This is a genomic window from Streptomyces sp. NBC_00190 (genome assembly GCF_036203305.1).
Classification (GTDB): Bacteria; Actinomycetota; Actinomycetes; order Streptomycetales; family Streptomycetaceae; genus Streptomyces.
This window is the reverse complement of sequence record NZ_CP108132.1, coordinates 1-13,987: the sequence shown is the minus strand read 5'-3', so window position 1 is coordinate 13,987 and position 13,987 is coordinate 1. Positions and strand designations below refer to the sequence as shown.

13 protein-coding genes are annotated in these 13,987 nt (G+C 69.7%); 7 read left to right on the top strand and 6 right to left on the bottom strand.

Annotated features, from left to right (window positions below):
- Positions 1-330: 330 nt before the first annotated feature.
- The 6 genes from OG429_RS40205 to OG429_RS40180 all read left to right on the top strand — a co-directional run bounded on the left by OG429_RS40205 (position 331) and on the right by OG429_RS40180 (position 7,557).
- Positions 331-1,986: a DUF2637 domain-containing protein gene (locus OG429_RS40205; protein WP_328930574.1), complete on the top strand. Its 1,656-nt coding sequence runs from the start codon at positions 331-333 to the stop codon at positions 1,984-1,986.
- A gap of 784 nt (positions 1,987-2,770) precedes the next feature.
- Positions 2,771-3,415, top strand: coding sequence for a hypothetical protein (locus OG429_RS40200; RefSeq protein WP_328923217.1), 645 nt, complete (start codon positions 2,771-2,773; stop codon positions 3,413-3,415).
- Positions 3,416-4,564: 1,149 nt separating this feature from the next.
- Positions 4,565-4,855, top strand: coding sequence for a hypothetical protein (locus tag OG429_RS40195; protein WP_328923216.1), 291 nt, complete (start codon positions 4,565-4,567; stop codon positions 4,853-4,855).
- Positions 4,856-4,863: 8 nt separating this feature from the next.
- Positions 4,864-5,616 carry an XRE family transcriptional regulator gene (locus tag OG429_RS40190; protein ID WP_328923215.1) on the top strand — a complete coding sequence of 251 codons (753 nt, stop codon included), beginning with the start codon at positions 4,864-4,866 and terminating at the stop codon, positions 5,614-5,616.
- Positions 5,617-6,314: 698 nt separating this feature from the next.
- Entirely contained in the window at positions 6,315-6,626 is a 312-nt protein-coding gene (locus OG429_RS40185; RefSeq protein WP_328923214.1) for a hypothetical protein, read from the top strand.
- A 70-nt stretch (positions 6,627-6,696) separates the two neighbouring features.
- The gene (locus tag OG429_RS40180) at positions 6,697-7,557 is read left to right on the top strand and encodes a hypothetical protein (RefSeq protein ID WP_328923213.1); all 861 of its coding nucleotides are present in this window, start codon (positions 6,697-6,699) and stop codon (positions 7,555-7,557) included.
- 63 nt (positions 7,558-7,620) lie between these two features.
- Here the strand turns inward: OG429_RS40180 and OG429_RS40175 are convergent, their stop codons facing one another.
- Together OG429_RS40175 and OG429_RS40170 are read right to left on the bottom strand one after the other, a co-directional pair.
- Complete coding sequence (locus OG429_RS40175) at positions 7,621-7,827, bottom strand: hypothetical protein (RefSeq protein WP_328923212.1); 207 nt, start codon at positions 7,825-7,827, stop codon at positions 7,621-7,623.
- 59 nt (positions 7,828-7,886) lie between these two features.
- Positions 7,887-9,314, bottom strand: coding sequence for a helix-turn-helix domain-containing protein (locus OG429_RS40170; protein ID WP_328923211.1), 1,428 nt, complete (start codon positions 9,312-9,314; stop codon positions 7,887-7,889).
- A 238-nt stretch (positions 9,315-9,552) separates the two neighbouring features.
- On the opposite strand from OG429_RS40170, the gene OG429_RS40165 reads away from it, so the two are divergent.
- The gene (locus tag OG429_RS40165) at positions 9,553-9,819 is read left to right on the top strand and encodes a hypothetical protein (RefSeq protein ID WP_328923210.1); all 267 of its coding nucleotides are present in this window, start codon (positions 9,553-9,555) and stop codon (positions 9,817-9,819) included.
- A 933-nt stretch (positions 9,820-10,752) separates the two neighbouring features.
- Here the strand turns inward: OG429_RS40165 and OG429_RS40160 are convergent.
- The 4 genes from OG429_RS40160 to OG429_RS40145 form a co-directional block, all read right to left on the bottom strand.
- Positions 10,753-10,941, bottom strand: coding sequence for a hypothetical protein (locus tag OG429_RS40160; protein ID WP_328923209.1), 189 nt, complete (start codon positions 10,939-10,941; stop codon positions 10,753-10,755).
- A gap of 43 nt (positions 10,942-10,984) precedes the next feature.
- On the bottom strand, positions 10,985-11,515 hold the full coding sequence (locus tag OG429_RS40155) for a GNAT family N-acetyltransferase (protein ID WP_328923208.1): 531 nt from the start codon (positions 11,513-11,515) through the stop codon (positions 10,985-10,987).
- Between the two features lie 301 nt (positions 11,516-11,816).
- On the bottom strand, positions 11,817-12,071 hold the full coding sequence (locus OG429_RS40150) for a hypothetical protein (RefSeq protein ID WP_328923207.1): 255 nt from the start codon (positions 12,069-12,071) through the stop codon (positions 11,817-11,819).
- Between the two features lie 589 nt (positions 12,072-12,660).
- Entirely contained in the window at positions 12,661-12,933 is a 273-nt protein-coding gene (locus tag OG429_RS40145; RefSeq protein ID WP_328923206.1) for a hypothetical protein, read from the bottom strand.
- Positions 12,934-13,987: the final 1,054 nt, after the last annotated feature.

Genomic DNA, 13,987 nt, shown 5'->3' with positions numbered 1-13,987 from the left:
GTGGTTGTGGTTGGAGGCCAGCAGCACAGTGGCTGATGCCGTCGATGGTGCGGAGTAGCTCCCTTGTGCCGCATGACGCGTGCGGGAATCGCTGGGGCGCACCTTCTGTGGCTGAGCAGTCGCTGAGCGGGTCCGTTGCAGTTCCTCGTGTGTGCAGGGTGCTAGTCGGCACGTTGCGACGGCAGGTCCGCGTTATCCGTCACCGGTGGTTGAAGCCCTGCCTGAAAACGGCGCCTGCGCCTCTTCTGCTGATTATTGCGGCGTCCTGTGCCTGGCCGATGGGAATGTGAACGATGATCAGGACAGGGACTGATGGAGGGGTAGGAGCACGTGACTCAGCTTCAGCTGTCTCGTACGCACCGGATACTCATCGGCGTCGTGGTCGCCGGGGCCGTCGTCATCGCGGCGATTGGTTTCGCGGGCTCGTACTCCGCGGTGCGCGCGCTCGCCCTGCAAAAAGGCTTCGGTAACTTCTCGCTCGTCTTCCCCATCGGCATCGACGCGGGCATCTGCGTGCTGCTCGCGCTGGACCTGCTGCTGACGTGGATCCGGATCCCCTTCCCGCTGCTGCGCCAGACGGCGTGGCTGCTGACGATCGCGACGATCGCCTTCAACGGTGCCGCGGCCTGGCCGGACCCGCTGGGCGTCGGTATGCACGCCGTGATCCCGATCCTGTTCGTGGTGACGGTGGAGGCGGCCCGGCACGCGGTGGGCCGGATCGCGGACATCACCGCGGACCGGCACATGGAGGGCGTGCGCATCACCCGGTGGCTGCTGTCGCCGGTGCCCACGTTCAAGCTGTGGCGCCGGATGAAGCTGTGGGAGCTGCGCTCCTACGAGCAGGCGGTCGGCATGGAGCAGGACCGGCTGATATACCAGGCCCGGCTGCAGGCGCGGTACGGGCGGGCCTGGCGGCGCAAGGCCCCGGTGGAGGCGCTGATGCCGCTGCGGCTCGCCCGCATCGGTGTGCCGCTGTCGCGGACGGCGCCGGAGGCGCTGGCGGTGACGGGGATAGAGCCGGCCGTATTGCCGTCGGCGCCGGAGACTGCCGATCACCAGACGGTAGAGCGGGCTGATACACCTCGGCGCGTTTCGGTGGCTGCTCCAGGCACGGTGGGGGAGCGGTCTGTAGCGGGTCCCACAGGTACGGATGCGGGCTTCACTCACGCATTGGAGCCGGCTGCCGATCAGGACGGGTTCGGTCCCGCCCATCTTTACGGTCGCGACGAGTCAGCGGCGAGCGGGCCACAGCCAATCGCTCCCAGGGCCGCCGAGCCCGGTCATTTGACGGAGATGGAGCTCTGGGAGGCATACCGCTCTTACGCGGCGCGTATTGGCGAGTTCCCTGACGCCGCTGCGTTCGTCTCGCACCTGGCCGAGGCCTACGGAGTGGTGGACCCGATGTCGGGCGGGCCTCTGCCCGCCAGAGAGGTGGAGGAACTGCTGGCCGGGTTCCCCGGAAGCCGGAAGGCCCTGACCGATGAGGGTTCGGTGACCGGTCACCGAACGGGCGGCGGTCCCCACCCCTTCTTTGAGCCCTCGGCGGCCCGAAGTGACGTCCGCGCACCCGCCGAAACGGCACCTGAGTCCGGCCAGGTACCGGCGCCGTCGGCAGATGATCGACTGTCGGCTGTAGCAAGTCACCAGCAGACCTCCTTCGACGTCCTGACCGATCATCTGGGCCCCGCAGCATCAGGGGAGACCGGGCACTGGCAGGCCACTGCCACCGATACTGGTGCGGCCGCTGCTCGGCTGCCCGAGCAGCAGACCGAGGAGGCTGACCTGGGCCCGGTCCAGCAGCAGATTCTTACCGTCGCCGGATGGCTGGTCGAGGCAGAGGAAACCGGTGCGAGGCTGTCCGGGGCAGAGGCTGCCCGCCGCTTGGGGGTGTCGCCGAAGACCGGTCAGCGCCGCGTGATCGACGCAGGCAAGCACCTCGCCGAGCAACGCCGGCAGCACGGGCGCGCGCACCTTCGCTCGGTCTGAAGCTGATCACACCCTCATGACCGATGACCGGTGACCCTGAAGGTGACCGGCGAGCGACACCGGTGACCGACGCTGGTGACCGACGCTGGTGACTGGTGACTGGTGACTGGTGACAGGCGCTGGTGACTGCTGAGGCATGCCCGGTCCCCCGATCGACTCGCTCACCAGCAGCCACGACCGATCCGAAGCCCAGCCAACGGCCATTCCTGAGAGACGGATGACTGGGCGGGGCCAGGGGTCCGCCGTCACGTTCACCCGGTCGACGGTGAACCGGTCCCCGCAGCGCCAAGTGCCTCTGACCTGTGCTTTGACCGATGGCCGATGGTCAAGTGACCGCCTTCGCCCCTATGACCGGTGACCGGCCCGGCCTCCATCGGTCACCGGTCATGACCGATCTCCGCGAACCCAGCCAGCCCACCAGCTGCGCGCCCGCTTGCTCGCTCACCGGTGATGGGCAGAGAGCTCAGCCAGGTCGGCTGGGAGGCCCCGCTCGGATCCAAGGACCCTATCCAGCCTGTCGTTCGAGAGACGGACGAGGTCCTGCAAGCGCCGCTTCTTAGGGCGGTCTGGGTCTCACTGAGCGCTGGCACTGCCTCGTCGTGCTGCGAAGGGCGTCCCAGGCCGGCACCCGGTTCTCGGCCGAGCAGGCCGCCGCGGTGGCCATGGTGGAGGCTGCCTGGCCCGAGGCCCTGACCGTCCTGCTGCCGAAGTACCGGCCGGTGGTCATCCGGGACACGATCCTGGCCGCCCTGGCCGCCGGTCCGCTGAGCAGCTGGCAGCGCGGGTGCGGCGCCGGTGGTGGAACCACGGCTACGCCACGGACGCCTTGCCGGGCGGCAAGGGGATCGGCTCAGCGGTCGGTGTTGCGGTGGGCCTGGTGCGCCCGCCCACGGATTGCCCGGACCCGATGTGCGAGGACGGCGCCCGGATCCAACTGGGCCCGCAGGACGTCTGCCCGAAGTGCGAGAAGCGCAGGGCGGAACGCCTTGCCGCGCGGCGGCAGGGCATCGTGCCCGGGCCCCGTGGGGAGACCGGGCCGACCCCGGTGTGGTGGGACTGCGAGGGCAAGGGCTGCACAGCGACCGGCAAGGGCACCCGGCCGACCGATGGCCTGTGCTGGCAGTGCCACGACCGGACCGAGGCCGAGCTGATCGAGCACGCCACGGCGGACCTGCTCGCCGAGCGGGACGCGGCGTACGCCGCCCAGGCCGAGAGGGCCAAGGCGGCCGCCCAGTGGAACGCGATGCTGGCCGACGCCTGCGCCGAGCACGCCGGGCGCGAAGCGGCCAAGAGCGCGGAGGTCCGCGCCCGCCGGGCGGCGGAGGCTGAGGAGGTCCGGCGGCTGCGTGAGCAGCTGGTCCGGGAGCACCCCGAGTTGGCCGCCTACGCCCAGCAGACCGAACCGCAGGCCGCAGCAACCCTGTTCTAGCCGCTATGCGCCCCGCTGAGCGTCTCACAGCCCGTTCCGGCCCCTCCGCCCGTTCCGGCCCCTCCGGCCCCTCCGGCCCGTTCCGGCCCGTTCCGGCCCGTTCCGGCCCGTTCCGGCCCCTCCGGCCCCTCCGGCCCCTCCGGTCGCAGCGGTTCCCGAAAGGCGCTCAGCGGGGCGCCTGCGGCTTCCTGGTGCGGACGGTGTCCTGGTGACGGTCCCTCACGGCCCCGCCGGCACCGACCCCGAGGCTGATTTTGTGTGTGCCCCGGCCGGAGCGACCGATCCCAAGGCGTGCACGCGTGCGCGTGCACCCGCGTGCGCGGGAAGCCCACCGGAGCTGTCGTGGGGGGCCTGTCGTGCGGGTCGGCCTGTCGGCGCGACACGAGCGGTGTGTCCTGCGGTGGGGGGGTCTGAACCGTGGGTCTGGGATGGGTGCGACAGCCTCGGGGCGGAACCGGAGTGCGGCCGACTGCTGAAGCCCTGCGAGGAGAGGATCCGGCCTCTCCGGCCGGAGTGGGGACCGCGACAGGCCCGGCACGGGCTCTGCGTGGCCGCGTGAGGGCCGAACGGCGAGACCCCGGGTCCTTTGTTGGAGAGGGCCCTGAAAGGCCCTCAGGTGGCGTTGTGCGGGTTTTGGTCCGCTGGTTGCCTCGGGTACGGCAAAGGCCGATGTCCGCACCGTGGGTACGCTCATCGGCCGCCGTGCGGGCCACGCGCCAACGTGACCCGCAATGTCCCTGGTGTGTGCCTTGGTTGGAGCCAGTAGCAGACAGGGCGCCTGTAAACGCGCATGACTCGCCATCGGGGATAGCGCGCGTAACGAGGTTGAGGCTACGGCCGCCGTGGCTGAGGTATCACTTACCTTGCTGGGACAAAAGTCGGGCCAATGAATTTCGGACGCCCAGGAAGCAGCATTTTCGCAGGTCAGAGGTCATGCGGGTGCGTTGGGCTCGGGGCCAACAATTGGGACATCTTCGGGGCCAACACAGGGCTCTTGGCGTAGAGGGGCTACGGGCTGGGATTCTTGGTCGGCAGTGCTTCGTTCCGCTGCTCAGGTGACGCCAATCACCTAGCGGAATTCGGCCTGTTGGAGCCAGTAGCAGCCGGTCGGCGGCCCTAGAGAGGGCCGTCGACCCCTACCCGTGAAGGGTGTCTGAATTGAACACGATCGACGGGGCCTCGGCCCCGGCCTCCGGCGTGCGCTTCGGCATGGCCCACGCCTTCGTCATCGCCGCCTATCTGGCGGCCGCCGTGCTCCTCAGCCTCATCGCGCACATGCCCGTGCAGGACATCCTCGTCCTGCTGGGCGGCGCTGGCGCGGTCAGCGTCGCCGTCCTGGTCGCCTCCAACGTCAGGAACGGCAAGGGCGGCGGGGGCGGCCTGCTGCGGCGGCTGCTGAACGCCGCCCTCGGGGGCCCCGGCAACGGGAGCGTGAACTAGTGGGCCGGGTGGGGCGCCCCGAAGCCCCTGTCGACCACACGGTCCCCGCGCTGGGGGAGCTGGCCCAGTTCCTCCGCGACGTGCGAGGCGGTATCCCCTACAGCACGCTGGCGGAGCGCAGCCAGCGGGGAGCCTCCCCCCTCAAGCGCGCCGCGTCTGGGAAGACGCTGCCCACCTGGGAGTGCGTTGAGGGGTATCTGGGCGCCTGTGGCATCAGCAGCGGCACCCCCCACCACGAGCGCGCGCGGCAACTCCACTCCCGCGCGCAGGAGGCCTGGCGCCGGCCCAGCGGCTCTACGGCCGTACCGCGGCCCGACCTCGCCTCCAGCGAAGCCGACCTGAGCCGTGCCCTGCGGGACGCCTACGCTGCCGCCGGTCGCCCGTCGCTTCGAGTGCTGTCCGAGCGGGCCGAAGGCTGGAACCTGTCCCGAAGCACGGCCCACCGCATCGTCAACGGGCAGGCCATGCCCGTCGACATCCTGCAGTACCTGAGCTTCCTTCAGGGCTGCCAGGTGTCGCGCGACAGGCTGCCGGCCTGGTTCGCCGCCTGGTCCCGGGTTCGGGATGTGAGCCCGTTCGCCGTGTTCTGGCTCGTTCAGTTCCACTCCTCCCAGTTCGGTCCCCAGTACAACGAATGGGCCAGGAAGCAGCAGGTGTACCCGAAGCCCAGTTGGTTCGACGCGGCGGAAGCGGCCATAGCTCGACGCGCCGCCAACTCGCCGATCGACGCCCGGCGCTTTGTAGAGCGCCTCGCAGCCTGAGCGAGGAACCGACGGCGGGGCGGCCCTCTCCAGGGCGGCCCCGCCGTTCGCGCGTGCACTGCACCCGCGTGCACATGGGCCGCGACCACGTCCCGGCCGGGTGTCACACCGGCCTGTCACACGCCCTGTCACACCGGGGCCGTGTCACGGGTCTGACCATGGCGCTAGCCCGTCAACCCCCGTGGGAGTCCTTGTGTGACACACGCTCGGCCCCGATCCGCCCTGGCGCACATGGGGGTACCCATCGGGGGAGCCCATGGGGGGATCCAAGGGGGTGCGCGAGGGGGGTACGCATGGGGGGAACGTGCGCGCGGACTCACCGCGCATCGTCCCTGGGCAGGCGCCATTTTTTCGACCGGTGACTGGCCAGACTTTAGGTCTGGGCGGGGCGAAGGGGCGGGTTGTGGGGGGATCGGGGTGGAGGTTGGCGGGTGGGGATGAGGTGGGTGTGGAGGCTGGCTGGTTTCCCGGGTGATTGCGGGGGTTGTGGTCGTTAGCGTGGCGTGATCACGAGAGCGGGAGGCATGGTGCGGCGGGTTACGGGTTACGGGTTACGGGTTGCGGGTGTTGGGGTGGCGGCTGTGATCCTGGCGGGCTGCGGGGGTTCGGGGACGGACGCGAAGGGGCCTGCAGGACCGTCTGTGGCGTCGGTGCTGGCGTCTGGGACGGCTGACCCTCAGGCGGCGGAGAAGGCCGCTGTGCTGGCCGTGTACGCGGGTATGGGGGCGGCTGAGGTCCGCTCATACGCCGCGGGAGCGCTGGACCCGGAGCTGGAGCGCTACGCGACCGACACGGCGCTTGCGGACATCAAGGCGACGCTGTTCTGGTACCAGCAGAAGAACACCGTGTTGGCGGGGCAGCCGGCCCGCTCCGCGGTGGTCGACTCGATCGACACCGCCAGCGATCCGCGGCGCGCGGTCATCACCGACTGCGTCGACTCCAGCGGCTACGACAAGGTGAGCAAGGACGGCACGCCGGTGGCGGTGCCGTCCGGGCCGCGCACGTGGTGAAGTCGACCGCGCAGCGCACGGGCACGGGGCCGTGGCTGGTCTACAGCTCGACGATCGAGCGGGACCGCACGTGCTGAGCTGGCCCCGGCTCGGGGCGGCGGCCGTGGCGGCCGGCCTGCTCTGGGCGGCCGCCGTGCCGCTCGCGGTCGCGGACGGGCCTGGGGGCGGGGTGGTGTGCCCGCCGCGGGACCTGGACTGTGACATCACAGCTCAGGACCCGGGCCAGCCCGCCCCGGGCAAGCCTGGCGGCAAGCCGGGCAAGCCCCCTGGGGAGGTGGGCAGGCCCTCGTGCGCGATCGACGGCCAGGAGGTGCCCTGCTCCACCCCGGAGATGGGCACGTTCAACTCGGCGGACTCCTGCTACTGGAAGCCGACCGACGGCCCTGCCGGGGGCCTGCCGCCGGGGTTCGACACGGGTGCACCGGAGGGCTGGAAGCCGGGGGATCCGGGCGGGCGGCTGTACCTGGTCACCTGCCCCAGCGCGAACGGTGACGTCCGCGGCGGGATCCGCGGGTCCGCGACCGGTCCGGCCAGCGGCGGTGTCGACGTCCAGGCGCTCGCGCAGCAGGCGGTCGAGCGCCTGCGCCTGGAAGGGCCGGACATCGGCATCGTGCCGAAGCCTGAAGGCAAGGGCCTGGTCGGGATGCCGGTGTGGATGTGGAACCGGCCGGGCCCGACCCGCACCGGCCCGGCCACCGCGTCCGCCTCGGCCGGGTCGGTGACGGTCACCGCGACCGCCACGGTCCGCACGATCGTGTGGTCGATGGGCGACGGCGCGACCATCACCTGCACCGGGCCGGGCACCCCGTACTCACCGGAGTTCGGGAACATCTCCTGGGCCGGCGCTGGGCAGACCGGCACACTCACTACCACCCGCGAGAGTGCCACCAGCCTTGCGATCGGTGAGCTCCAGGTCCTCAACGTGCCCTGAACTGGGCAGAAAGAACTCACCGCTTGCCTAGTGGTGACTACAGATATGGCCGGTGACGGCCGGTCAGTGGTCGGCCGCCGCAGTTCCGGGGCCCAGGTGGCGGCGGCCGGGCGCGGCGGCGGACCGGTCGGCGGGGCTCGTGGCCGAGGTGGCCTCGGCGGCCGGGGCCACCTCGACCGCCTCGGCCGCGAGGAGTGCCCGGGGGCCGGCTGCGGCCGGGGTGTCGGTGGCGGGACGGGGGCCCGTGCCCAGCGGGCGGCGCGTGATCACCCCGCCAGTGTGGCCCGGGCTGTTCCCCAGGGGAACGCGGGGCTCTCCGTCGTGGTGTGTCAGAGCAGTCCGAGTAGGTCTGCGATCCAGTGGCCCCAGGTGTCGGTGCCGGTGGCGAACGGGACGATGACGCTGGCGATCAGGGTGATCGGGGCACAGCAGAAGATCAGGGTGTAGGGCCACTCCGCGTGGGGAGAGGGCTTGTCGGGGTTCGGAGCGATCAGTGTCGCGCCTGTTCCCCCGATGATCGCGGAGGCCAGTAGCGCTCCGAGGGCGGTGAGGGTCTTCGAGGTCCCCGATTCGGTATCGCTTTGGAGGACGGCGGTGGCGCCGAGGTAGATCACGGCCATCGCGGCCAGGACAAGGACCGCCGTCATCACGTCCGACGTCCTGGCCGTGCGCCCTTTCCCGATCCTGTCGTAGGAGGCGGCGAAGGTTTTGACCTCTAAAGAGGTTGCGCCCAGCCCGCGCAGGACCGGCCTAAGCCGGCGCCAGTCGTGCGGGAACTCGCCATTGGCGAACCATCGGTCCATCAGGGCAGTGTCCTCTTGCGTGGAGCTGTTGCCGTAGGGCCTGCTGGGGCTCAGGCCGGCGAGTTTTTCGGCTGGCCAGACCCTCTTGCCGCCGGCCCGGGCGCGTAGCGCCCGCAGCTGCCCTGTGAACTGTTCTTTGGTGTCCGCACGACCCAGGAGCGGCCTGCGCTCCGGCGGAGGCGCGGGGGTTGGCATCAGCGGCTTGAAGGTGCTGGTGGAAAGATCCCGTGGCGGGAGGGGAGCCGGGGCTTCCCGCTCCGCCTTCCCGCTGGTGGCCTGCGTTGACACGGCGGGAACGGCGCCTTCGAGCGTTCCGCCGGACATGGTGGTGGCGGTGCTCTCGTCGAGGAGGGTCTTGTTCTGGCGGCGCAGGACTTCGACTTCTCGCTGTACGAGGACGACCTGGTCGTGCTGCGCGGTGAGTTCCGCCTCCAGCCGGCGGGTGTAGGCCTGGGCGTCCTGGAGCTTCTTGTCCTGCTCGGTGACACGCTGTTCGAGGACGCCTAGTCCCGTCTCCGCGTGGCGGGCCTGCTCCAGCGCCTGCTCCAGCTCACCGGCCAGCTGGTCCGCATGCTCCTTGAGCGCGGCCAGTTCCGCCTCACCGGCCTGTTTCTCTCCCTGTACCCGGGCGAGTTCCTGCTTGAGGATTACCAGCTGGACGGCCGGTGACCGGCTGGCCTCATGGGCCCGGGCGCACAGCTCGTCAAGCCGCTCCCGCACTCCGGCGTCCAGGGGCCGGCCCCGCTCCGCGAGGAACGAGTCCAGGCGCGCGACGAAGGTGGGCGGGGCGACCCTGTCGCCGCTGAGGTAGCGCGAGAGGGTGGCCGGGGCGACATGCGCGGCGACCGCGATCTCCTTCTGCGTGCCGCCCTGCATCGTGAAGCCGTGCACCGCGGCGCGCAGCGCGGCCGCGTAGGCGGCGGCCGCCAGCCCGACCGCCTTCGGTTCACCCATCCCCGTGCCCCCTCGTCGACCGCCCCGCGCGTGCGGTCTGGCGCAGGCCGGATCCACGATTGTCACGCACACGCGCAGCAGGGTGAAAGTCCCCTGAGTCCAAGGGCGTTGACCTGCTGTTACCGGTTGAGCGGGAACCGCCGTTCCCTCTGCCGCACCAATCCGCCGCGCTCGACGCTTGATCCGTGGCCGCACCCAGCGCCACACGGATAAGCGGAAGTGAGGCACAACGGTGAACATGATTCGGAACCTGGTAACCGGCGCCCTATCGGCAGCGGCCGGCCTGGTCGCCACTCTGTACCCGGCGGTGGAGGTCCCCGCGCTGCTCCTGGGCCTGGCCACTCTCACGGTTCCCGCACTGCGCGCGGTGCTGCGCTACCGGCTCCATGCCAAGGCCGTCGACAAGGCCGCCGCGGGTGACCTTCCCGCGCTTTTCCAGGCCTTCGGCGCCACCGAGACCGGTCAGACCGGTGAGGAACCGGCGCTACCTGCTACCGGGCCGTAGCCATACGAGCCGGTATCTCCAAGGGCGTGCGGCCGGTCCTGCGGCCAGGGTCCGGCCTGAGCGTCACCGTGCACCCGTGATCACCTGCGGGTCTACAGGAGGCCTGCGGTGGTGGCGAGCCAGGTGCCGGCTGTCACCTGGTAAGCCCCAAAAGGGGGTCATGGGAATGGAGCTGTCCTGCAGACGAGTTCGCACATACAGTCGGGATCATTGCCTGACGGAGCGTGAGGGGTGAGGGCTTGTCTGCGTGCCCACGGTGCCGACAACTTGACCAGGTTCGAAGCGTACGCACCGTCTATGAGGGCGGAGGCGGCAGCTCCGGAGGAACGGCTTCCCCGTCGAGTTCGTGGGGCGGCGGGGGCTCTGTCGACTACAGCGGATGGAACCAGAGCGATCTCGCGTTGCGGGTCAGCCCTCCCAGGCACCAGAGGGCTGAGGTAGATAGCTGTGGCTGCTACTTCGGCATGCTCGTGTTCTTGATCCCCGTGTACCTGCTCATTGCAGGCCCTGACCTGGGTACGGCGAAAGCCCGCACCATAGCGGCAGTGGCCGTGGTCTTACCCTGCGCGCTTCTCGTGCTGCGCTGGCTCCTGCGTTCCTCTGCGGATGCCTCAAGGGCCGACCGCGAGAGCGAGGAGCTTTTGCCGTTCCGGGTGCACGTTTGGCGGGAGGCGAGCGTCTGCCTCCGCTGCTATATCGCCTTCTGGCCTGTGCGCGACGGGCGCCGACATGTCGTACCTGTCGATGAATTCCAGCAAGCAGTTTGGGATCTGGCCATTGAGTTGCGGCAGAACAGCCAGGAGCCGCATCGTCGGGGGTGAGCGGGTCTTCTGGCCGGCGGATGCGTACGGGCTTGGGCTGGTGCGGCAGGCCACCGGCTTCGGCCAGGGCTCGGCCTGAGGCGCCACTGTGCACCCGTGATCACCTGCGGGTCTACAGGAGGCCTGCGGTGGTGGCGATCCAGGTGCCGGCTGTCACCAGGGGCTGGTAGGTGATGAAGTTCCCGGCGGTGAGCGCGATGGGCATGGTGATCAGGGTGGTGGCGGTCACGTAGGGCAGGGCGTCGGTGCCGCCCAGCTGGTGATCGCGATGGTGGCGCCGGCGATTGCGGCGAGGACGCACCGAGGTCGATGTTCACGAGAAGCGACAGCACCCGCTGGCGGGGTTACGCAGTGGAGCGCCATTCCCCTTCGAGGCTGCTGAAGATCATGGAGTCTCGCCAGCCGTCGTGGAGCAGTGCCGTGTGGCGCAGGCGTCCCTCATGCGTCATACCGATCTTGGATAGTACTCGGGAGGAGCCGAGATTCCTCGGGTCACAGGTGGCATGGATCCGATGGAGCCCCAGCTCGCCGAACCCGTGCGCGAGCAGCTGCCGGCCTATTTCCGTGCCGATGCCCTGCCCCCATACCCGGGGATGCACGATGTATGAGATCTCGCCCTGGCGCTGCTTATGGCTGCGGACATGCAGCTCACCCATGCCCACCACATCCCGCCCGACGCGGGCGACGTAGGGGAACCGGCGCTGAGGGGTGCCCGACCAGGCCTTGACCGCGGAGTCCACGAAGTCCTGTGTCTGGACCTCTGTGTTCGGCCCCCAGGACTGATAGCGGCATACCTCCGGGAGGCACGCCCAGGAGTGAACGGCCGGCCAGTCCTCCAAAACGATCTCGTCCAAGGTTACCGAGTGCTGACTCATACGACGATCATGAACGGGTCGCCGCGCGAAGATCAAGGTCAAGGAGCCCATCACGCTTCGCCGACGGCTATGCGGGAGAGGCCTGGTGCTGTCAGTTCTCGTGAACATTGCGACGCGCTCCCTGGCCGAGTGTGCCTCCCCAACCGACGTCGAATCGCTGCTCCTTCTCGTGGACAGAGCCACCCGTAGGCGGGTCAAGACCCAGGCTGGCCTGCGGCCAGTGAGTATCTCGGTGTCGTGCGTAGCGTAGATGCCAGTTCGGCGCAGGGTTGGGTCGGTGTGCAAGCCATGTGGGCTCGCTCTATCTGTACGTGATCGCGGTCCCGTAGGCCACCAGACTCGTGTAGGAGATGCCCGGAATGGCGGTCACGCGCGCTCCGATGACCTCGTGGGCCCCGAGCTCCGCCGCGCTCACGCTCAGGGAGGAGAGCGCTCCGCCGGCCTCGAAGCATCTACCGCCCCAAACTATCCAACTGCTGGCGACGGTGCGGGCCTGTTGAGGGCTGTCGACGGTGACGACCGCGACCGGAAAGGGAAGTTTCTGTTTCTTCGCCATAGACAGGGCATGCTGCCAGGGGCCCGATCCGTCCGGCAACGGGCAGGATGCACCGCGCGCGGCCAGCTGATGCCTGGGCGCCTCGGATGCCGTTGTCGTCCTGGCTGGGTGTCAGGGACTCAGGTTCCTCAGGGTAGGCGCGGGGGCAATGTGGAGGAGGACCCGGGCTGATGCCCCTTGCTGTGGAGCTCAGGCGAGCGGACCATATGGGGTTGATCCGACGGACGGGGAATCCATGACATGTCAGACGTGTTCAAACAGCGGGAACTGCCACAACTGTGGTGGAACGGGACAGCGAGGCGGTTCCGGGGCTGACAAGTGCTCTAGCTGCAACGGTTCTGGCGACTGCCGGGGGTGCGGCGGGCGCGGTTGACCGGCCGGGCTGGGGGCTCATCGTTAGAACGCGGAGGGTCGCCCACCTGGTGGGCGGCTCTCCGCGTGCCGCCTCTCAGTTCCGTGGCGTACGCCCTCCGGTCGCTGCTTGACGCCGCCGGTCCGGGTGTTCCGACTGGGAACACCCGGACCGGCCGTCTGCCCTGTGTGGGCCCGGCTGTCCCTCCGGATGGCCGGGCCCGCGCGTCGTGTGGTGTTACTGGTGCCACAGGTGCCGCAGGGCGGGCAGCGTGAGGGTCAGGAACACGGCGAAGGTGGCGGCGCCGACCGCGAAGGGGTCGGCCCAGGCCGGCGCCCACCGGACGAAGAGCGCTGCGCCGATGGCGAGCACGGTGCCGAGCATCGTGAGGGCGAAGGTGATCACCAGGAGGAGGACGGGTCGCTCGCGCCGCAGCCGCGCCAGCTCTGCGTCTGTCTCGGCGGCCTGGGCGGCCGTGGTCTCGTTGGTCTGGGTCGTGGTGGTGGTCATGGTGGTCCTTTGGTTGGGCCGGCAGGGTGCCGGGCTGTGGGTGGTGCGAGGGCAACTGTGTGAGTCCGGCTGTCGGGGTGCGAGTTCTCGCGAATTTGCGTTCCGTGCCTGGTCAGAGGCCGCCGAGTGCGTCCGTGACGCGGATTCGCGAAGGCTTGACACGGAGCCGTCCGCCATCGCCGGTTGAGGTTGCACCGGGGGCGGGTTAGGCCCGCAAGTCCCGTCTCCGGCGTCCCGCTGTGGACTGTCCGTCACGCTGGCGATCGTGGAGATGAGACTGAGCAGGATTTGTCTGCGGGACCTAGTGATACGGAATTCGTGGCGTTATTCAATGTTTCTCCGGAGACCTGCATGAATTTTCTTTGTGCGACGCCCTGAATTCTCAGATCACTCCTGACGGACCATCAGTTTGGTGTGTTTTCGTGGTTGGTGGGGCCCCGGACGGCGGGCTGGGGGGTTAGCGCTCGCGTGTGGGCCGTTCCTGTCCTCGGACACCCCTGAGGTATCTGTGCAGTTCAGGAGCCTGGAGACGCCCAGTCAGGGGCGTTCAGGGACACGGTTCTTGGGTCCGGGTCGGGTACCGTGCCCACGGTGCCCGGCCGGCCAGGCGCTGTATGGGCATCGTGGGGTGGATCCCAGATGCTATCCGCTCCTCAGAGTGATGCACGCGAGGTCCAGGCGGGCCCGGATGGGGAGCTCCCTGAGCACCAGGCCGTGGTGCATCAGGCCCCGCGGCCGGCCTCCTGCCCAAGCCACGCAACCCGCCCGGGGTCACCCGGGCCCGCAGCGCGGGCCGTTCGGGGTGGAGCGCAGCGGAACCCCGAACCCGTCCGGAGCGAAGCGCAGGACTCCGGCCCAAAGGGCCGGCCCTGGCTCGGCGAAGCCGAGCCCCGTCGAGCGCAGCGAGGCGGTTCTCTCCTGAGCGCGCAGCGCTCAGGAACTTCGGAGCAGCCGAGCACCGCGAGGCAAGGGAGCGAAGCGACCGCACCCGGCCGAAGGCCGGGCCTCGCCGAGCGCAGCGAGGCGACTCTCTGTCACAGCGCGCAGCGCTGTG